Annotated in this window: 18 protein-coding genes and 1 pseudogene; 4 read left to right on the top strand and 15 right to left on the bottom strand. The window is 70.5% G+C overall.

What is annotated here, in order from left to right; translation table 11 throughout:
* Nucleotides 1-2: 2 nt before the first annotated feature.
* The 8 genes from ACX80F_RS05220 to dxr all read right to left on the bottom strand — a co-directional run bounded on the left by ACX80F_RS05220 (nt 3) and on the right by dxr (nt 8,156).
* Nucleotides 3-1,802, bottom strand: a complete 1,800-nt coding sequence (locus ACX80F_RS05220; protein WP_459335313.1) for a proline--tRNA ligase — start codon at nt 1,800-1,802, stop codon at nt 3-5.
* A gap of 119 nt (nt 1,803-1,921) precedes the next feature.
* Entirely contained in the window at nt 1,922-2,740 is an 819-nt protein-coding gene (locus tag ACX80F_RS05215) for a GNAT family N-acetyltransferase (RefSeq protein WP_459335312.1), read from the bottom strand.
* A 37-nt stretch (nt 2,741-2,777) separates the two neighbouring features.
* Nucleotides 2,778-3,944, bottom strand: a complete 1,167-nt coding sequence (gene ispG, locus ACX80F_RS05210; RefSeq protein ID WP_459335311.1) for a flavodoxin-dependent (E)-4-hydroxy-3-methylbut-2-enyl-diphosphate synthase — start codon at nt 3,942-3,944, stop codon at nt 2,778-2,780.
* A gap of 99 nt (nt 3,945-4,043) precedes the next feature.
* Nucleotides 4,044-4,334: a YciI family protein gene (locus tag ACX80F_RS05205; protein ID WP_459335310.1), complete on the bottom strand. Its 291-nt coding sequence runs from the start codon at nt 4,332-4,334 to the stop codon at nt 4,044-4,046.
* A 10-nt stretch (nt 4,335-4,344) separates the two neighbouring features.
* Entirely contained in the window at nt 4,345-4,791 is a 447-nt protein-coding gene (locus tag ACX80F_RS05200; protein WP_459335309.1) for a hypothetical protein, read from the bottom strand.
* 105 nt (nt 4,792-4,896) lie between these two features.
* The gene (locus ACX80F_RS05195) at nt 4,897-5,502 is read right to left on the bottom strand and encodes a MarR family transcriptional regulator (protein WP_459335308.1); all 606 of its coding nucleotides are present in this window, start codon (nt 5,500-5,502) and stop codon (nt 4,897-4,899) included.
* Between the two features lie 39 nt (nt 5,503-5,541).
* Nucleotides 5,542-6,885, bottom strand: a complete 1,344-nt coding sequence (locus ACX80F_RS05190) for a M50 family metallopeptidase (protein WP_459335307.1) — start codon at nt 6,883-6,885, stop codon at nt 5,542-5,544.
* Nucleotides 6,882-8,156, bottom strand: a complete 1,275-nt coding sequence (dxr, locus tag ACX80F_RS05185; RefSeq protein WP_459335306.1) for a 1-deoxy-D-xylulose-5-phosphate reductoisomerase — start codon at nt 8,154-8,156, stop codon at nt 6,882-6,884. Before dxr ends, ACX80F_RS05190 begins: the two co-directional genes overlap by 4 nt.
* Nucleotides 8,157-8,216: 60 nt before the next feature.
* On the opposite strand from dxr, the pseudogene ACX80F_RS05180 reads away from it, so the two are divergent.
* Nucleotides 8,217-9,695 (top strand): annotated as a pseudogene (locus tag ACX80F_RS05180) (HNH endonuclease signature motif containing protein).
* A 3-nt stretch (nt 9,696-9,698) separates the two neighbouring features.
* Here the strand turns inward: ACX80F_RS05180 and ACX80F_RS05175 are convergent.
* Genes ACX80F_RS05175 through ACX80F_RS05145 form a run of 7 tightly spaced genes read right to left on the bottom strand, consistent with a single transcriptional unit; the run spans nt 9,699 to nt 17,380 of the window.
* A complete protein-coding gene (locus ACX80F_RS05175; RefSeq protein WP_459335305.1) occupies nt 9,699-10,523 on the bottom strand; it encodes an HpcH/HpaI aldolase/citrate lyase family protein in 825 nt (274 codons plus the stop codon).
* Complete coding sequence (locus ACX80F_RS05170; RefSeq protein WP_459335304.1) at nt 10,520-10,999, bottom strand: MaoC family dehydratase; 480 nt, start codon at nt 10,997-10,999, stop codon at nt 10,520-10,522. The genes ACX80F_RS05175 and ACX80F_RS05170 overlap by 4 nt, the downstream gene beginning before the upstream one ends.
* Nucleotides 10,996-11,643 carry a CoA transferase subunit B gene (locus tag ACX80F_RS05165; protein ID WP_459335303.1) on the bottom strand — a complete coding sequence of 216 codons (648 nt, stop codon included), beginning with the start codon at nt 11,641-11,643 and terminating at the stop codon, nt 10,996-10,998. Before ACX80F_RS05165 ends, ACX80F_RS05170 begins: the two co-directional genes overlap by 4 nt.
* Nucleotides 11,644-11,645: 2 nt before the next feature.
* Entirely contained in the window at nt 11,646-12,431 is a 786-nt protein-coding gene (locus ACX80F_RS05160; protein ID WP_459335302.1) for a CoA transferase subunit A, read from the bottom strand.
* A 44-nt stretch (nt 12,432-12,475) separates the two neighbouring features.
* Nucleotides 12,476-13,648: an acyl-CoA dehydrogenase family protein gene (locus tag ACX80F_RS05155; protein ID WP_459335301.1), complete on the bottom strand. Its 1,173-nt coding sequence runs from the start codon at nt 13,646-13,648 to the stop codon at nt 12,476-12,478.
* Nucleotides 13,645-15,756: an acetyl/propionyl/methylcrotonyl-CoA carboxylase subunit alpha gene (locus ACX80F_RS05150; RefSeq protein WP_459335300.1), complete on the bottom strand. Its 2,112-nt coding sequence runs from the start codon at nt 15,754-15,756 to the stop codon at nt 13,645-13,647. Before ACX80F_RS05150 ends, ACX80F_RS05155 begins: the two co-directional genes overlap by 4 nt.
* Before the next feature lie 4 nt (nt 15,757-15,760).
* A complete protein-coding gene (locus ACX80F_RS05145) occupies nt 15,761-17,380 on the bottom strand; it encodes a carboxyl transferase domain-containing protein (protein ID WP_459335299.1) in 1,620 nt (539 codons plus the stop codon).
* 137 nt (nt 17,381-17,517) lie between these two features.
* Between ACX80F_RS05145 and ACX80F_RS05140 the strand changes: the two genes are divergently transcribed.
* From ACX80F_RS05140 to ACX80F_RS05130, 3 genes are all read left to right on the top strand, one after another.
* On the top strand, nt 17,518-18,129 hold the full coding sequence (locus ACX80F_RS05140) for a TetR/AcrR family transcriptional regulator (RefSeq protein ID WP_459335298.1): 612 nt from the start codon (nt 17,518-17,520) through the stop codon (nt 18,127-18,129).
* Nucleotides 18,130-18,213: 84 nt separating this feature from the next.
* The gene (locus ACX80F_RS05135; protein WP_459335297.1) at nt 18,214-18,681 is read left to right on the top strand and encodes a GNAT family N-acetyltransferase; all 468 of its coding nucleotides are present in this window, start codon (nt 18,214-18,216) and stop codon (nt 18,679-18,681) included.
* 74 nt (nt 18,682-18,755) lie between these two features.
* A complete protein-coding gene (locus ACX80F_RS05130; RefSeq protein ID WP_459335296.1) occupies nt 18,756-19,295 on the top strand; it encodes an SRPBCC domain-containing protein in 540 nt (179 codons plus the stop codon).
* The last annotated feature ends 3 nt before the right edge of the window (nt 19,296-19,298 follow it).

Genomic DNA, 19,298 nt, shown 5'->3' with positions numbered 1-19,298 from the left:
GGTCAGTGCGCGGTGAGTTCGCGCAGCAGCGCGGCGGCCCCGTCGACGGCGACGTTCTGCGTCCCGCCGGTGCGCCGGTCCTTGACCTCGAGCACGCCGTCCGCGAGCCCGCGCCCGACGACGACGATGGTGGGCACGCCGACGAGTTCGGCGTCGCCGAACTTCACCCCCGGGGAGACCTTCGGGCGGTCGTCGTAGAGCACCGTCAGGCCGGAGGACTCCAGCTCCGCCGCGAGCTTCTCGGCGGCCTCGAACACCTCGGCGCCCTTGCCCGTGGCGACGATGTGGACGTCGGCGGGTGCGACGTTGCGGGGCCAGATGATGCCGCGGTCGTCGTGGTTCGCCTCGGCGAGGGCGGCGAGGGCGCGCGTCACCCCGATGCCGTAGGAGCCCATGGTCACCGTGGCCAGCTTGCCGTTGTGGTCGAGGACCTTCAGGCCCAGCGCGTCGGCGTACTTCCGTCCGAGCTGGAAGATGTGGCCCATCTCGATGCCCCGGGCTGCGACGAGCGGTCCCGAGCCGTCGGGTGCCTCGTCGCCCTCGCGTACCTCGACGGCCTCGACGACGCCGTCCCAGGTGAAGTCACGGCCGGCGATCAGGCCGAACACGTGTTTCCCGTGCTCGTTGGCGCCGGTGATCCACGGGGTGCCGCTGACCACGCGGGGGTCCACGAGGTAACGCAGGCCCGTTGCGGATGCGGCGCCGAGCACGGCTGTCTCGGGCGTCAGGCCCGGACCGATGTAGCCCTTCACGAGGCCGGGGTGCTTCCTGAGTTCCTCGTCCGTGGCGGCCTCCACCGCGACCTCGCCGCCGGTCTCCAGATGGCCCGCGATGTTCGCCTCGATGCGCTTGAGGTCCACGGTGCGGTCACCGGGCACGCCGACGACGACGATCTCGCGCTCCCCTGTCGGCAGGACGGCTGCGAGTACGACGTTCTTCAGGGTGTCCGCGGCGGTCCAGGGCCGGTCCGCGCGGGGGGTCGTCGTGTTGGCGGCGGCCACGAGCGTGTCGATGGTCGGCGTGTCCGGGGTGTCGAGCACCTCGGCCGCCGGGGCGTCGGTGTAGTCGACGGCGTCGGGGACCACGGTGGTGACGGCCTCGACGTTCGCGGTGTACCCGCCCGCCGACTGGACGAAGGTGTCCTCGCCGATGGGCGTCGGGTGCAGGAACTCCTCGCTCTTCGAGCCGCCCATGGCACCGGCGGTCGCGGTCACGGGGATGACCTCGAGGCCCAGGCGCTCGAAGATGCGCAGGTAGGCCGCCCGGTGGAGCTGGTAGCTGGCCTCGAGACCCTCGTCGTCGATGTCGAAGGAGTAGGAGTCCTTCATGATGAACTCGCGGCCGCGCAGGAGCCCTGCGCGGGGGCGCGCCTCGTCGCGGTACTTGGTCTGGATCTGGAACAGGCTCACCGGGAGATCCTTGTACGAGCTGTACAGGTCCTTCACGAGGAGCGTGAACATCTCCTCGTGCGTGGGCGCCAGGAGGTAGTCCGCGCCCTTGCGGTCCTGGAGGCGGAAGAGGCCGTCGCCGTACTCGGTCCAGCGGCCCGTGGTCTCGTAGGGCTCCCTGGGCAGCAGCGCCGGGAAGTGGACCTCCTGGGCGCCCATGGCCTCCATCTCCTCACGGACGATGCCCTCCACACGCGCGAGGACCTTCAGGCCCAGGGGCAGCCAGCTGTAGATGCCCGGGGCCGCGCGCCGGATGTAGCCGGCCCGGACCAGGAGGCGGTGGCTGGCGACCTCGGCGTCGGCGGGGTCATCACGCAGGGTGCGCAGGAAAAGGGTGGAGAGTCGTAAGACCACGCGGGTGTCCGTTCGTATTCATCGAGCGCTTCACGCCCCCGCCGTCCGGCGGGAAACAACAGGTACCAATCTAGCCGGTCCGCCCGCCCCGACGCCGTCACCTGCGCTCCGAGGGGGCCTCAGAAGAGGATCGTGGCGAAGGTGTCCACCTGCTCGAAGCCCACGCGCTTGTACGCCGCGAGGGCACGCGCGTTGTACGAGTTCACGTACAGGCTGACGGTGGGTGCCAGCGAACGGGCGGCGACGACGACGCCGGCCATGTAGGCGGCGCTGAGGCCCCGGCCGCGGTGGTCGGGGTGCACCCAGACCCCCTGCACCTGGACGGCCTGCAAGGACACGGTGCCGAGCTCGGCCTTGAAGATCACCGTGCCGTCGTCGTCGAACGCCGCCAGGGAGTGCCGGCGACCGATCAGCGAGGCGACCCGCCGACGGTAGTGGTCGGACCCGCCGAGGAAGGGCGAGTAGCCGACCTCCTCCTCGAACATCGCCGCGCAGGCGGGCAGGAGGCGGTCGAGCTCGTCGGGCCGGGTGAAGCGCAGATCCGGCGCCGGGGCGACGAGGGGGTCCGTGTCGATGGCCATGAGGGGCTGGGTGGGCCGGATGTCGAACGGCTCGGCGCTGTAGTCCTCGAGGGTCGACCACATGTCCATCACGCCCTCGGACAGGCCGAAGATCGAGGAGAAGGTGCGCCCCGACCGGCCCAGGTGGTCACCGAAGATGGCACCGGTCTCGTCCGTCACGCCGACCGGGACGAGATTGACCCCCGCCCAGCAGGCGGCACGGAGCTCCTGGTGGCGGAACATCCCGATGACCTCGCCGCCGGCGAACGACGGCGCAGCACTGCGCGTGGCTTCGAGATGCGACGCGACGAAGACGTTGGCCACGGGGTCCGCGTTGACGAGGCTCCACAGGTCGGGAGTGTCCGCTTCGCCGAGCACCCGGAACGACCACGGCCCCTCCGGGTCGGGCTGGGGCCTAGCTAACGGTAACCATGGGGCCACCCTGGCCAGCAGTTTCGCCATCAGCCTCCCCCATCTCCTCCGCGATCCGCATGGCTTCCTCGATGAGGGTCTCCACGATCTGGTCCTCGGGCACGGTCTTGATGACCTCGCCCCGGACGAAGATCTGGCCCTTGCCGTTGCCGGAGGCGACGCCGAGGTCGGCCTCGCGGGCCTCGCCCGGTCCGTTGACCACGCAGCCCATCACGGCCACGCGCAGCGGGACCTCCATGCCTTCGAGGCCGGCGGTCACCTCCTCGGCGAGGGTGTAGACGTCCACCTGCGCGCGGCCGCACGAGGGGCAGGACACGATCTCGAGCTTGCGGGGGCGCAGGTTGAGGGACTGGAGGATCTGGTTGCCCACCTTGATCTCCTCGACCGGCGGCGCCGAGAGGGAGACGCGGATGGTGTCGCCGATGCCCTTGGACAGGAGCGCGCCGAACGCGGTGGCGGACTTGATCGTGCCCTGGAAGGCCGGCCCGGCCTCGGTGACCCCGAGGTGCAGGGGCCAGTCGCCGCGCTCGGCCAGGAGCTCGTAGGCCCGGACCATGATCACGGGGTCGTTGTGCTTGACGGAGATCTTGAAGTCGTGGAAGTCGTGCTCCTCGAACAGGGAGGCCTCCCAGACGGCCGATTCGACGAGCGCCTCCGGAGTGGCTTTCCCGTACTTCTCCATGAGGCGCGGATCGAGCGACCCGGCGTTGACGCCGATGCGGATCGAGGTGCCGGCAGCCTTCGCGGCGTCGGCGATCTGCTTGACCTGGTCGTCGAACTTGCGGATGTTGCCCGGGTTCACGCGGACCGCCGCGCAGCCGGCGTCGATCGCGGCGTACACGTACTTGGGCTGGAAGTGGATGTCCGCGATCACCGGGATCTGCGACTTCTTCGCGATGATCGGCAGTGCCGCGGCGTCGTCCGCCGAGGGGCACGCGACGCGGACGATGTCGCAGCCGGTGGCCGTGAGCTCCGCGATCTGCTGCAGGGTCGCGTTGATGTCCGTGGTCGGCGTCGTCGTCATCGACTGGATGCTGATCGGGGAATCGGATCCGACCCCCACCGATCCCACCTTGATCTGGCGCGTCTTGCGCCGGGGAGCGAGGACGGGGGGCGGTGCTGCTGGCATTCCTAGGTTGACCGAGGTCAAAACATCCTCCATGCTGGCGGCCCTGGCCGCACGTGTGACGACATACGTGTCTTCATTATCCACCCGGCAGGACGCCGCGGCGTCCTGCCGGGATGCAGGTCACACGAGGTTGCGGAAGGCTCCGACGACGGGGTTCCATGCGGTGGTCTTGACGGCGGAGATCGCCCCGGCCTGCGCGAACGGATCCTCGCTCACCAGCTGGTGGAGGTCGGCCTCGGTCGGGGAGGCGAAGAGCAGGAGCGCCCCGGTGCCGTCGGCGAACGGGCCCGACGCGAGGACGCGGCCGTCGCCGACGAGCGCTTCGAGCCACTCCCGGTGTGCAGGCCGGTGCTCGGCGCGGATGTGGTCGTGATCGGGGTTGTAGACGTACTCGACGGCAAAGATACTCATGGGTTTCACCCTACGTGACTCCCAGCAGGTAGACCTTGACGATCGTCGCGACGCTCGCGGCCCACAGCAGGGAGGTCAGTGTGCCGATGATGAACCGCTCCGCCGCGGCGGGGGTCTCCTTCAGCTCGGCATAGCGTCCGAGGGCCTTCACGGCTACGACGTAGGCGATCGCGACGGGCTGGCCGCCGAGGATGGCGACGGTCACTGCGAGGCGCTCGAGCACGCCGATGACCAGCCCGCCGCGGAGCACCCCGGGCGGGAGGGCATCGATCGGCGCCTGCGGCGGATGTTCCGGAGGCTCCGGCATCTCGAGCTGCGGCTGGTCCGCCGGTTCGGGGAGTTCCCTGCGCCGCTCCGCGGTGTCCACCGATCGCGCCAGGCGCAGCACGAGCATGGTCACGGGATACCCCAGGCCGCCCGCGGCGACGAGGGCCACCGCGATCCACAGAGCCTCCACCGCTACCTCCTGAACCGTCGTCGACCGCACCGGTCGTCCATCCTGTCTACCGCACGCCACCCCCTGATTGGGGCAGGGCGTCGTCGGGCCGGTCGGCGCCGGGAATCATTCCTCCCGGTCGGTCCAGGCCAGGAGGCGTGCCGCCGCATTCCGGACCGCACGCTCCTCGTGCCAGGCCGCACGGGCGGCCGCCTTGCTCACGGCCTGCGGACTGATGCCGAGGCTCCGTGCGACAGCGGTCTGGGTGCCGCGCTCGCCGGGCTGCAGGAGATCGAGGATGCGCCACTCGGCCTCGGAGCGCCCCATGATGTGCCGGCCGAGCAGCGCGAGGACGCCTTCGGCCTCCACTGCGACATCGGCGCGGCCGTCCGGCCCCTCGACGGCGAGCGGCGCTCGGTCACCGGTCTTCTTCGCCCGGTCCACGGCCTTCCTGGCGGCGACGAACGCGGACCCCCGACCTTCCCGCGGCGACGCCGGGAAGGGTTCCTCCACTCCACCGACGCCGATCCCCACGTACCAGCCGCCCGCACGAAGGCAGAGCAGGACGGCGTCGACGACGTCGGCGGGATCGATGAGGGCGCCCTGCGCCTCGTCCCCTACCGAGCGCTCCCAGGGCAGGACGGCGCGGATGGGCTGCAGGAGGTCCAGCAGCTCCGGGATCCGGTCCGGGGAGGTGCGGCTGGCGGCCTGGTCGATCGTGAGGACGAACATTCTTCAACCGTATGAGGTTGAATTCGTAATTACAACCGGCTAGCCGAAGAGATCGACCGGCTTCACGATATCGGCGTAGATCAGCAGGACGCCCATGCCCAGCAGGAGGATCGCGACGGCGTAGGTGAGCGGCAGCAGCTTCGCCATGTCGAACGGTCCCGGATCCGGGCGCTTGAACAGGCGGGCGACGCCGCGGCGGAGCCCCTCCCAGAGCGCTCCGGCCACGTGCCCGCCGTCGAGCGGCAGGAGCGGGATGAGGTTGAACACGAACAGGGCGAGGTTCACGCCCGCGACGAGTCCGACGAGGGTCGCGGCGCGGGAGGCGACGGGGATCTCCTCCATCGCGGAGATCTCCCCGGCGATCCGGCCGACGCCGACCACGCTGATGGGGCCCTCCGGGTCACGCGGGGCGTCCGAGAACGCCGCCTGGCCCACCTCGATCACGCGCTGCGGCAGGTTCAGCACCACGCCGGCCACGCTCGCGAGCGAGTCGCCGACGGCGGGAAGCACCTCCGTGGCGGGCTGGGGCACGAGCTCCTGCGTCGAGCCGACGCCGATGAAGCCGACCTCCTGGGTGAGTGCGGTGCCGTCGTCGTCGACCGCTGCGGTCCCGTCCTCCGCAGCGACGGGCCGTTCCGTCAGCAGGGGCGTGATCGTGGAGTCGATTCTCTCGCCGTCGCGGACGTAGGAGATGCCGACCTCGCGTCCGGCCGCGTCCCGGATCCAGCCGGACAGCTGGTCCCAGTCGGTGACGTCACGTCCGTCGAAGGCGACCACGCGGTCGCCGGGCTCCAGGCCTGCCTGGAAGGCGGGGGCGGCGGGGTCGTCGGGTCCGCAGTCGGTCTGGCCGGTGGCCGCCTGCTGGCTGGCGGGGACCACGCAGCGGTACACCTCGGCGACCGTCGTGGTGGCCTGGGCGGTCCCGAACCCCATGATGAGGACCGCGAAGAGGACGACGCCGATGAGGAGGTTCATCAGCGGGCCGCCGAGCATGATGATGATGCGCTTCCAGATGGGCAGCTTGTAGAAGACGCGGTCCTCGTCGCCGGGCTGCAGCTGCTCGGCCGCGGCGCGGCGTGCGTCGTCGGACAGTTGCTGGAAGACGCCCGTGCTGGACTGGCGGACGGCACCGGCCTCCGTCGCCGCGGGCGGGAACATGCCCACCATCGCGACGTAGCCACCCGCCGGGATCGCCTTGAGCCCGTATTCGGTCTCGCCGCGGCGCTTCGACCAGACGGTGGGGCCGAAGCCGACCATGTACTGGGTGACCCGGACCCGGAAGAGCTTCGCGGGCACCAGGTGCCCCACCTCGTGCAGCGCGATCGACGCCGCGATGCCGACGACGACGAACAGCACTCCGATGATGAACAGCAGAACAGTCACAACGTTTCCTTCTGGCCTTGCAGATCCCCTGCACGCTCCGACAGGGGCGCGTCCTCGAGCCCACAACGGACCCGGGCACTCCGGCGTGCCCAGCGTTCCGCCGCGAGGACGGCATCCAGTGTGAGCTCACCGGCGGCGGCGCCCGTGTCCTGGGCGCGCTGCTCCCCGACGACGGCGGAGACCGTGTCCACGATGTCAGTGAAACCTAGAACTCCCCTGTGAAAGGCGTCCACGGCTTCCTCGTTCGCCGCGTTGTAGACCGCCATGCGGGTGCCGCCCTCGGCTGCGGCCTGCTTGGCGAGCGCGACGGCGGGGAAGGCGTCGTCGTCGAGCGGCTCGAAGGTCCACTCCTCGGAGCGGCTCCAGTCGCATGCTTTCGCCGACCCGGGCACGCGGAACGGCCAGCCCATGCCGAGCGCGATCGGGAGGCGCATGTCGGGTGGCGACACCTGCGCCAGGGTGGATCCGTCGACGAACTGGACCATCGAGTGGATCACGGACTGCGGATGCACGACGACATCGATGCGCTCGAGCGGGACGTCGAAGAGCAGGTGCGCCTCCACCACCTCGAGGGCCTTGTTGACCATGGACGCCGAGTTGGTGCTGATCACGCGGCCCATGTCCCAGGTGGGGTGGGCGACGGCCTGGCTGGGGGTCACGTGCTGCAGCTGGGCACGGGTCATGCCGCGGAACGGACCGCCCGAGGCCGTGAGGACGAGCCGGTCCACCTCGTCCGCCGTCCCCCCGCGGAGCGCCTGTGCTATGGCCGAGTGCTCGGAGTCGACCGGGACCAGCTGCCCGGGGGCGGCCGCCGCGCGGACGAGGGCTCCCCCGGCGATCAGCGATTCCTTGTTCGCGAGGGCGAGCAGGTGCCCGGCACCGAGTGCGGCGAGGGTGGGCTCCAGTCCGATGGAGCCGGTGATCCCGTTGAGCACGACGTCGGCGTCGGGCCAGGCGGCGACGTCGGCTGCGGCGCGGTCGCCGGCGAACAGGTGCGGGGCGTAGCCGGTGACGCCGGCGTCGTCGGAGGCTTCTCCAATGGCCTTCTCAAGCTCGGCTTCGGTGCCGGATGCGACGCCGACGGCGGGGGCCCGCACGGCGACGGCCTGGCGGGCGAGGAGTTCGAGGTTCCGCCCACCTGCGGTGAGTCCGGCCACGCTGAAGCGGTCCGGCGCGGCGGCGATCACGTCGAGGGCCTGGGTGCCGATCGAACCGGTGGAGCCGAGGATGGTGACGCGCCGGTGCCCGCGGGTGGGGTTGCTGAAATCCATGGCCCCAGTATCCCGCAGGAAACTCCCTATTTTGTCGGTGGGAGGTGATTGGCTGGAGCCATGAACGGATCGGCGCTGCTGACTCTCGAGGACGCCTACAGCGAGGCGCTCGAAGGCTGGCCCGCGGATGCGTTCGAGGAGTTCCTCGGTTCGGACGGCGAATTCAATCATGACGGGGTCGACGAACATGCCCGTGCGCGTGTCGAGGACGCATCGTCGTACGGCCTGGTCGGAGGGCTGGAGGAGGCTGCATCCGGTGCGGTCGACCTTTCCAGCCTTGCGGCCACCCTCGACCTGCTGCGGGCCGCGGACCGGCTGGCGTCCTGGGCTGCCGCCCAGCGGGCCCGCCTGATCGCAAGAGCCCACACCTTCAGTAATCCTGACCATCACTCCTGGTCGGGTACGGCCTCGTCCCTGGCCTTCACCGAGACGGTTGCCGAGACCGCAGCACTGCTCACGATGTCCGAGGGATCAGCCGCGCGGCTTGTCTCGGAGTCCCTGACCCTGACCGGTGAGCTGACGAACACCCTTGCGGCCCTGGAGAAGGGCGAGATCTGCCCCGGACGGGCGTCGGTCATCGTCGAGCAGTCCCGCACCCTCCCTGACGAGGCCGTACACGGGTTCGAGACCGAGATCCTGAAGAGTGCAGGGAACCTGAACCGCCCGAGGCTCACCGCTCGGTGCCGCCGGCTGCGGGAGAAGCTCCATCCCGAGACGCTGACCGCCCGCCGGGTTCGGGCTGCGACCGACCGCTGCGTCGTCTTCGAGCCGGACCACGACGGGATGGCGTGATTGAGTGCCTACCTGCCGGCGGAGCAGGCTCTGACGATCCACACCTCGGTGGACGCGGCGGCCCGTGCCCTGCGGAGCGGCGATGATCCGCGGACGCTGCCACAGCTGCGGGCAGACATCCTGGCCGACAGGCTGCTCGGCGCCGGCGTGCCTTCCGGTGAGGGCTCGCACTCCGCGGCGGCGAAGATCGTGGTGACCGTCCCGGTGTTCTCGCTGATGGGCCTCACGGATGAGCCGGCCGAACTGGAGGGTTACGGACCGATCCCGGCCGACGCCGCGCGCCGACTGGCAGCGGACGCCACCTCGTGGATGCGTCTGCTCACCCACCCGTACACGGGTGCGGTGCTCGGCCTGGACCGGACCCGCTACCGCCCGAGCGAGGACCTGCGGACCTGGGTCCAGCTCCGGGAGAAGACCTGCAGCTTCTACGGCTGTTCCCGTCCCGCGAGCCGCTGCGATCTGGATCATCTGGTGTCCTGGGCCGACGCCGGCTGCACGAGCGCGCACAATCTCTATCCCGCGTGCAGGCGGCACCACATGCTGAAGCACCAGACGGACTGGACGCCGCGTCCCGATCCCAACGGCGGGCTGAGTTGGTTGTCGCCGGGCGGTCGGACCTATACGACGCCGCCCGAGCCACCTCCCGGCGGCCCGGGAGCGTCGGCGACCGTACGGGTCCTGCACGAGATCGAGGCGGCGATGCGTACTGAGCGCGTGCCCGACGCGGAAGCGCTGCCGCCCTTCTGAACCTCAGCCGCCCGACGCCCGGCCCAGTACACTGCGCGCGTGGCGGAGGATCGGCTCGTCGACCATCCTTCCCTCGAAGGTGAAGACTCCGCGTTCGGTCTCGGCCGCCGCGAGGACCGCGCGCGCCCACGCGACGTCGGCCTCGGCCGGGGCGAACGCTGCCCGGACCGTCGCGATCTGACCGGGGTGGATACAGGCCTTCGCCCCGAAACCGGAGGCGACGGCGTCGTCCGCTTCCGCTGTCAGGCCCTTGAGATCGGCGATGTCCACGTACACGGCGTCGATGGCCAGCCGGCCCGCGGCGCCCGCGGCGAGCAGCACCTGCGAGCGTGCCTGGAGGGCCACCGCACGGTACGCGCCGTCGGGCCGTCGGCTCGACGTCCCGCCGAGCGACGCCACGAGGTCCTCGGCGCCCCACATCAGCGCGCTGACGCCGTCGGCACGGGCGATCCCGACGGCGTTCACGACACCACGCGCGGTCTCGCACAGCGCGAGAACGTCCACGTCACCGAGGGCCGCCCGGACGGCGGCGACGTCGTCCGGCGACTCCGTCTTGGCGAGCATGATCGTGCGATAGGACGTGCGGCGGACCGCTGCGCAGTCGAGGGCGAAATCGGGTGTCCCGACAGCGTTCACCCGCACGACGGTGCTCTCTGGGTCGAGCGTGGACGCAACAAGCGCCTCCCGCGCGGCCTCCTTCGCTGCCGGCGCGACGGCGTCCTCGAGATCGAGGATCACGGTGTCGGAGCGGTCCGCTGCCTTCCCGTAGCGTTCCGGGCGGTCCGCCGGGCAGAACAGCAGGGCCGGACCCACCACACTGCTGCTCATGCCTGCGCGTCCGGTCGCGCGGTCGAGGCCCACATGAGGACGCTGCGGCTCGCCGTCGCCACCACGTCACCGTGCTGGTTGCGCCCGGTGTGGGCCATCGAGACGATGCCCTGCCCGGGCCGGGACGACGACGGCCGCACCCCGGTGATCTCGGTCTCCGTGTACAGCGTGTCGCCGTGGAAGAGCGGCTTCGGGAACGCGACGTCGGTGAGTCCGAGCTGCGCCACGATGGTGCCCTGCGTCAGCTGGGAGACGGACTGCCCCACGAGCGTCGCCAGGGTCAGCATCGAGTTCACGAGCCGCTGCCCGAACGGCTGGCCGGCCGACCACGCCGCGTCCAGGTGCAGCGCCTGCGTGTTCATGGTGAGGGTGGTGAAGAGGACGTTGTCGGCCTCGGTGAGCGTCCGGCCCGGCCGGTGCGCGTACACGGCACCGACCTCGAGCTCGTCGAAGTACAGGCCGCGCTGCTCGATCACGCCTCTCCCCCGAGCTCCACGCGCAGCGGCGCGCCCGTAGCTGCGATGACGTCGTCGGTGCTGACGCCGGGTGCCGTCTCGCGCAGCACGAGGCCGTCGGAGTCGACGTCCATGACGGCGAGGTCGGTGATGATCCGGTCCACACAGCCCTTGCCGGTGAGCGGCAGGGAGCAGGACTCGACGATCTTCGGCCGCCCGGCGCGGTCCACGTGCTCCATCATGACGATCACGCGCTTGGCCCCGAACACGAGGTCCATGGCGCCGCCCATGCCCTTGACCATCTTGCCGGGCACCATCCAGTTCGCGAGGTCGCCGTTCCGCGCCACCTCCATGGCACCGAGCACCGCGACGTCGACGTGCCCGCCGCGGATCATGCCGAAGGATGACGCGGAGTCGAAGAACGCGGCCCCGGCGTTGGCGGTCACGGTCTCCTTGCCGGCATTGATGAGGTCGGGGTCGACGGCGTCCTCCGCCGGGTACGGCCCCACGCCGAGAATGCCGTTCTCCGAGTGCAGCACCACCTCGACGCCCTCGGGGATGTAGTTGGGAATCAGCGTGGGCATGCCGATCCCGAGGTTCACGTACTGGCCGTTCCCGAGCTCCTGGGCCACCCGGGCGGCGAGTTCGTTGCGTGTCAGTGCCATGGTCATGCTCCTTCGGGCGCGGAGGGCGAGGCGGGCGTGGCCAGCGAGACGGTCCGCTTCTCGACGCGCTTCTCGGGGTCGGGTGCGACGACGACGCGCTGCACGAAGATGCCGGGCGTGTGGACCTGCCCGGGGTCGAGCTCGCCGGGTTCCACGAGCTCCTCCACCTCCGCGATGGTGATGCGGCCGGCCTGGGCACACAGCGGGTTGAAGTTCATCGCGGTCGCGTGGAAGACGAGGTTGCCGTGGCGGTCGCCCTTCCAGGCGTGGACGAGAGCGTAGTCGGGGCGGACGGACTCCTCGAGCACGTAGTCGACCCCGTCGAAGGACCGCACCTCCTTGGGCTGCGAGGCTTGCGTGACGTTGCCTGAAGCGTCGTAGCGCTGCGGCAGGCCGCCCTCGCTGACCTGGGTGCCGACGCCCGCCGTCGTGTAGAACGCGGGGATGCCCGCGCCGCCCGCCCGCAGCTTCTCGGCGAGCGTGCCCTGCGGCGTGAGCTCCACCTCGAGCTCGCCCGCGAGGTACTGGCGGGCGAACTCCTTGTTCTCGCCCACGTAGGAGCTGATGGTCCGGCGGATGCGGTGGTCGGCCAGCAGGATGCCGAGCCCCCAGTCGTCCACCCCGCAGTTGTTGCTCACCGTCTCGAGCTCCGCCGTCCCCTGGGCGTGCAGGGCCTCGATCAGGGTCGCCGGGATGCCGCAGAGGCCGAACCCGCCGACCGCGAGGGATGCGCCGTCGGGAATGTCCGCCACGGCCTCCGCCGCACTGCCAACCACCTTGTTGATCACTGCTTCTCCTTCGTGTCGCCGCTGCGTGCGTCGGCTGGATGGACCTAGAGGCCGAGTTCCCTCGCGATGAGCATGAGCTGGACCTCCGTGGTCCCCTCGCCGATCTCGAGAATCTTCGAATCACGGTAGTGCCTGGACACCACGAACTCGTTGATGAACCCGTAGCCGCCGAAGATCTGTGTCGCATCGCGGGCATTGTCCATGGCAGCCTCGCCGGCCACGAGCTTCGCGATCGAGGCCTGCGTCTTGAACGGCTTGCCGGCGAGCATGCGGGCCGCGGCGTCGTAGTAGGCGAGGCGCGCGGTGTGGGCGCGGACCTGCATGCGGGCGATCTTGAACTGGATGGACTGGTAGGCGCCGATGGTGTTGCCGAATGCCGTGCGCTCCCCGGCGTACCGGATGGACTGCTCCACGCACCCCTGGGCCGCACCGGTCGCGAGTGCCGCGATGGCGATGCGGCCCTCGTCGAGGATCTGCAGGAAGTTGGCGTAGCCGCGTCCCCGGGTGCCGAGCAGGTTCGCCTCCGGGACGCGGACGTCCTTCAGGGTCAACGGGTGCGTATCCGAGGCGTTCCAGCCCACCTTGTTGTAGGCCTTCTCCGCGGTGAACCCGGGTGTGTCGGTGGGCACGAGGATGGTGGAGATCTCCTTCTTCACCGAACCGTCCGGCCGTTCGGAGGTTCCCGTGACCGCGGTGACGGTCACGAGGGAGGTGATGTCGGTGCCGGAGTTGGTGATGAACTCCTTCGTGCCGTTGACCACCCACTCGGGACCGTTGGCCCCGTCCTCGAGCTTCGCGGTGGTCTTGGTCCCCGAGGCGTCCGACCCGGCTTCCGACTCGGTGAGGCCGAAGCCACCCAGGGCCGAGCCCGATGCGAGGGACGGCAGCCACTGCTGCTTCTGCTCCTCGGTGCCGAACCGGTAGACGGGCATGGCGCCGAGGGAGACACCGGCCTCGAGCGTGATGGCGACCGACTGGTCCACGCGGGCCAGCTGCTCGAGGGCCAGGCACAGCGCGAAGTAGTCGCCACCCATGCCGCCGTACTCCTCGGGGAACGGGAGCCCGAACAGGCCCATGTCGCCCATCTGCTTGACGACCTCGTAGGGGAAGCTGTGTTCGGCGTCGTGCTTGGCGGAGACCGGGGCCACCACCTCGTCGGCGAACTCGCGGACGGTGTCGACGAGGCTCTGGTATTCCTCGCTCAGTTCGAAGTTCATGCTGCGTTCCCTTCCGTGGAACCTGGTGTGGAGCCGGGTGTGGTGCTGGAGTCGGAGGTGGCGGCCTCGATGGTCGCGACGATCTGCTGGGCCTTGACGAGGTCCCCCGGTTTGAGGGACAGGCGGACGACGCCGGACAGGCCGGCGGTGAGCTGGTGTTCCATCTTCATGGCCTCGACCGCGACGAGGACGTCGCCGGCCTCGACCGTGGCGCCGTCGACGACCGCGACGGACACGACCGTCCCGGGCATGGGGCTGCGGACCAAGGGGTCCGCCGCGCCCTCCTCCCGCAGGATGCGGGAGCGTGCGGCGTCGACGAGCTCGCGGCGCCCGGGCCTGCGGATGCGCGTGGACCAGCCGCCGTCGCCCAGCCAGACCGTGTCCCCGTCGACCGCGGACGGGAGGTGCGACCGGAGGCCGTCGATGGTCGCGCCGGGCACACCGTCCTCGACGGTGACGGCGACCGTGAGGTCAGGGGCGTCGTCGACCGTCGCGGTCCACCCCGTGCCGTTCCGCAGCAGCCGGACGGTCGCCGTCCCGCCGTCGTACTCGAGCGGGACGGTGCGCGGCCGCGCCGGGCCGAGGCGGAAGCCGTCCCCGCGGCTCCATGGGGACGTGCGGCCGGATGCCGCCAGACCCTCCGCCTGGACGAGGAGGACGGCGGCGAGCGCCAGGTCCTGCGCCGTGACGTGCCGGAACGCGAGCTCGGGGAGCTTCCGCTCGATCAGCGTGGTGTCGAGGCGCCCGGCCCGGACGTCGTCGTCCCCGATCAGCAGGCGCAGGTACTCGAGGTTGGTGTCCACGCCGAGCACCACGGTGCCGGCGAGCGCTGCGTCGAGGCGGTCGAGCGCCTGGGCGCGATCGGCGCCCCAGGCGATCACCTTGGCGAGCATCGGATCATACGACGACGAGACGGTCCCGCCGGGCAGCAGAGAGCTGTCCACGCGGATCCCGTCGCCCGCCGGTTCGGCGAGCGCCAGGATGCTGCCGGTGGACGGGAGGAAGCCCGCCTCGGGGTTCTCGGCGTACACGCGCGCCTCGACGGCGTGGCCGGTGAGGACGACGTCGTCCTGGGTGAGCGGCAGGCGCTCCCCCGCGGCGACGCGGATCTGCCATTGAACGAGGTCCACCCCGGTGACGAGCTCCGTGACGGGGTGCTCGACCTGCAGGCGCGTGTTCATCTCCATGAAGAAGAACTCGTCCGGTGCGGCGTCGGAGACGAGGAACTCGACCGTCCCGGCACCCGTGTAGTCCACGCTGCGGGCGGCGTTGCAGGCGGCTTCGCCGATCCGGCGGCGCGTGGTCTCGTCGAGCAGGGCCGACGGCGCCTCCTCGATCACCTTCTGGTGGCGGCGCTGCAGCGAGCACTCGCGCTCGCCGAGGTGGATCACGGTGCCATGGGTATCGGCAAGGACCTGCACCTCGATGTGGCGGGGCCGTGGAACGAGCCGTTCCAGGAACAGGGTGTCGTCGCCGAAGGCGCGGGCGGCGACGCGGCGGGCCGTCGTGAGCACCTCGGGGAGGTCCTCCGGGCGGTGGACGGCGTGCATCCCCTTGCCGCCGCCGCCCGCCGAGGGCTTGATGAGCAGCGGGAAGCCGACGTCTGCGGCCGCCCGCACGAGGTCCTCGTCCGTCAGGCCCGGTTCGGCGATACCCGGGACCACCGGCACGCCGAAGCCGGCCACGTGGTTCTTGGACCGGATCTTGTCGCCCATGACGTCGAGGGAGTGGACGCTCGGGCCGATGAAGACGATCCCTGCCTCCTGCAGCGCGTCGGCGAAGGCCGCGTTCTCGCTGAGGAACCCGTACCCGGGGTGCACCGCGCCGGCTCCGGTGCGGCGGCAGGCGTCGACGACGGCAGGGATGGAGAGGTAGCTCTCCGACGGCGCGGCGGCACCGATCCGGACGGCGACATCCGCTTCCAGGACGTGCCGGGCACCGGCGTCGGCGTCGCTGTAGACGGCGACGGACCGCAGACCCAGCGCACGGACGGAGCGGATAACGCGGCAGGCGATCTCGCCGCGGTTGGCCACGAGGACGGTGTCGAAGGGCCAGTCGGCGGTCGTGGTCGGGCCGGCGGTGAGGCTGGGGGTCTGGCTGGGGGTCATCTGGTCACATCCGGAAGAGGCCGAAGGAGGTATCGGGCAGGGGCGCATTGGCGCAGACGTCGAGGGCGAGGCCGAGGACGGTCCGCGTGTCGGCCGGGTCGATCACGCCGTCGTCCCAGAGTCGCGCCGTCGAGTAGTAGGGATTCCCCTGCGCCTCGTACTGGTCGCGGATGGGGGCACGGAACGCCTCCTCGTCCTCGAGCGGCCACTCCTCGCCGCGGGCCTCGAGCTGGTCGCGGCGGACGGTGGCGAGCACGGACGACGCCTGGTTGCCGCCCATGACGGAGATGCGGCTCGCGGGCCACATCCACAGGAACCGCGGGGAGAACGCCCTGCCGCACATCGAGTAGTTGCCGGCACCGAAGGAGCCGCCGACGATGACGGTCAGTTTCGGCACACGCGCGGTGGCGACCGCGGTGACCATCTTGGCGCCGTTCTTGGCGATGCCGCCCGCCTCGTAGTCCTTGCCGACCATGAAGCCCGAGAGGTTCTGCAGGAAGACCAGCGGGACGCCGCGCTGGTCGCAGAGTTCGATGAAGTGGGCGCCCTTGAGCGCCGACTCGCTGAACAGCACGCCGTTGTTGGCGACGATGCCCACGCGGTGGCCGTGGATGGTCGCGAAGCCCGTGACGAGCGTGGTGCCGTACTCGCGCTTGAATTCGTGGAAGAGCGAGCCGTCGACGATGCGCGCGATGATCTCGCGGGCGTCGTAGGAGGCGTTGACGTCCGTGGGCACGGCCCCGTAGAGCTCGTCCTCCGCGACGGCCGGCGCCGGCGGCTCGAGGGCATCGGGAACCGGCGCGTACGGCGCAGTGGTGGCGGGCGGCAGGGTGGCGATGATGTCGCGGACGATCTCGAGCGCGTGCTGGTCGTTGTCCGCCAGGTGGTCCGTGACGCCCGAGACCCGGGAGTGCACCTCGCCGCCGCCGAGTTCCTCCGCGGTCACCACCTCGCCGATCGCGGCCTTCACCAGCGGCGGTCCGCCCAGGAAGATGGTGCCCTGATTACGGACGATCACGGTCTCGTCGCTCATGGCGGGGACGTAGGCGCCGCCGGCGGTACAGCTTCCCAGTACCGCGGCGATCTGCGGGATCTTGCGCGCCGACATGGTGGCCTGGTTGTAGAAGATCCGGCCGAAGTGGTTGCGGTCGGGGAACACGTCGTCCTGGCGGGGAAGGAACGCTCCCCCGGAGTCCACGAGGTAGACGCACGGCAGGTTGTTCTCGAGGGCGATCTCCTGCGCGCGGAGGTGTTTCTTCACCGTCAGCGGGTAGTAGGTGCCCCCCTTGACGGTCGCGTCGTTCGAGATCACGAGGATGTGGCGCCCGTGCACCAGGCCGATCCCGGCGATCACGCCGGCGCCCGGGCACTCGTCGTCGTACATGCCGTTCGCCGCCAGCGGGGCGATCTCGAGGAAGGGACTGCCGTCGTCGAGGAGCTGGTCGATGCGCTCGCGCGGCAGGAGCTTGCCGCGCGCGACGTGCCGTTCCCGTGACCGTTCGGGTCCGCCAAGGGCGGCGGTCGCGAGGCGCGAGCGGAGGTCCTCCACCAGCGCGGTCTGGGCGGCATGGTTCGCGGTGAACGCCGGCGAGAGCGGATCCACCTTCGACGTCAGGGTCTCCATCGACTACTTCCTCGGGCACGATTCAGTTAGCACGCGCTAACTCGTTTCAGGTTAGTGGTCATTAACCGGGAAGTCCATCAGAATGAGGGAACTGTTCCCTCCCGGACAGGACCGACCCCCGACGACGAGGACCCCGCATGGAGGCATCGCCCATCCGCGAGCGCGTGACCGGCCGGAGCATCGCCAAGGCCACACGGCGCGCCGCGCTGCTGCAGGCCGCCGCCCGGCTGTTCGCGGAGCGGGGCTACAACGGCGTGTCCATCGAGGACCTCGGCGCGGCGGCGGGCGTGAGCGGCCCAGCCGTCTACCGGCACTTCGCGGGCAAGCCCTCCGTGCTCTCGGCCCTACTCACCGGGGTCAGCGAGGACCTGCTCGACGGCGGACGGGAGGTCGCCGCCGCGGCCGCCTCACCCGAGGAGGCCCTGAAGGACCTCATCGCGTTCCAGGTGGAGTTCGCCGTGAGCCACGCCGACGTCATCCGCGTCCAGGACCGCGACCTCGGCGCGCTGGCGACCGACGACCAGCGCGCCGTGCGGTCCCTGCAGCGCAACTACGTGCAGGTGTGGGTGGACGAGCTGGCCGCCTACCGGCCGGACACCGACCCGTCGCTGCTGCGGCGGAAGGTGCATGCCGTGTTCGGGCTGATCAACTCGACCCCGCACACCACCCACCGCCCCAGCTCCGCGCGGGAGCTGGCCGTGTTCCGGGATCTCCTGGAACAGATGGCGTGGGCGGCCCTGACAGTGTGAGGGCCGCGCCCCCTAGTACGCTGAATCCCGAGAAGTTCCTGCCGCGCCGACCGCCCGGCCACCCCACCGACCGAAGGTACCGCCGTGATCACGCTACGACCCGTTGAAGCCACCGACCTCGACGAGTTCTTCTCGCACCAGCTGGACCCGAGCGCCAACCACATGGCCGCTTTCGGGGCCAAGAACCCGTCCGACCGCGGGGTGTTCGACAACCACTGGCAGGACATCCTCAACGACCGCCGGATCACGGTGCGGACCATCCTCTCGGACGGCGAGGTGGTGGGCAGCATCCTCGCCTACCACGACGGTGAGACGCCGGAGATCAGCTACTGGATCGACCGGTCCCGCTGGGGGCAGGGCATCACCACCGCCGCCGTCGGACAGTTCCTGGACGAGGTGACGCAGCGGCCCATCCGGGCCCGTGCGGTGGCCGACAACATGAACTCCATCCGCATCCTCGAGCGCTGGGGATTCCGGCAGGTCGGCGAGACGCAGGGTTTCGCTCCGGCCCGCGGCGCCGTGGTGCGAGAACTCATCCTCGAACTGCCCTAGCGCTTCCCGACCGTGAAGCCGTAGCCTGTCCCGACCGCAAGGCCTGCATTTCCCGACCCCAGGGAGGACATCGCATGAGCACCACCCCGCTGGGCCGCCGCGAGACGCGCGACGGAACGGAACAGCTCGTCTTCACCCGCTCGTTCGCCGCCCCGATCGGTGACGTCTGGGCCGCCTGCACCGATCCCGAGCGGATGCGGCGCTGGATCGGCACGTGGACCGGGGACCCCGCCTCAGGCGAGATCGTCTTCCGGATGACCGCCGAGGGCGACGACGTCCCCGAGGAGGCCTACCTCGTGGAGGTGTGCGAGCCGCCCCGCCGCTTCCGGGTGCGCAGCCACGACAGCGCCCCTTTCTCACCCGACGGATCCGGTCCGCGCATCGCCTGGCAGCACGGCCTGGAGCTCACCGAGGCGGACGGTCTGACACTCCTGGAATTCACCCAGGCCGTTCCCGACGGGCCGGTCGGTGCGGCCATGGCCACGAGTGTCGGACCGGGCTGGGACTACTACCTCGATCGCCTCGGCGCCGTGATCGGCGGCACCGACCCAGGGCAGATCCTCTGGGAGCCCTACCTCGAGCGCTCCGGAGGATACGGCGCCCTCTTCTCCTAGAGC

The organism is Arthrobacter sp. TMS2-4, assembly GCF_054511075.1.
Note: the sequence above shows the minus strand (reverse complement) of the source record. Positions and strands in the feature narration are given on the sequence as shown.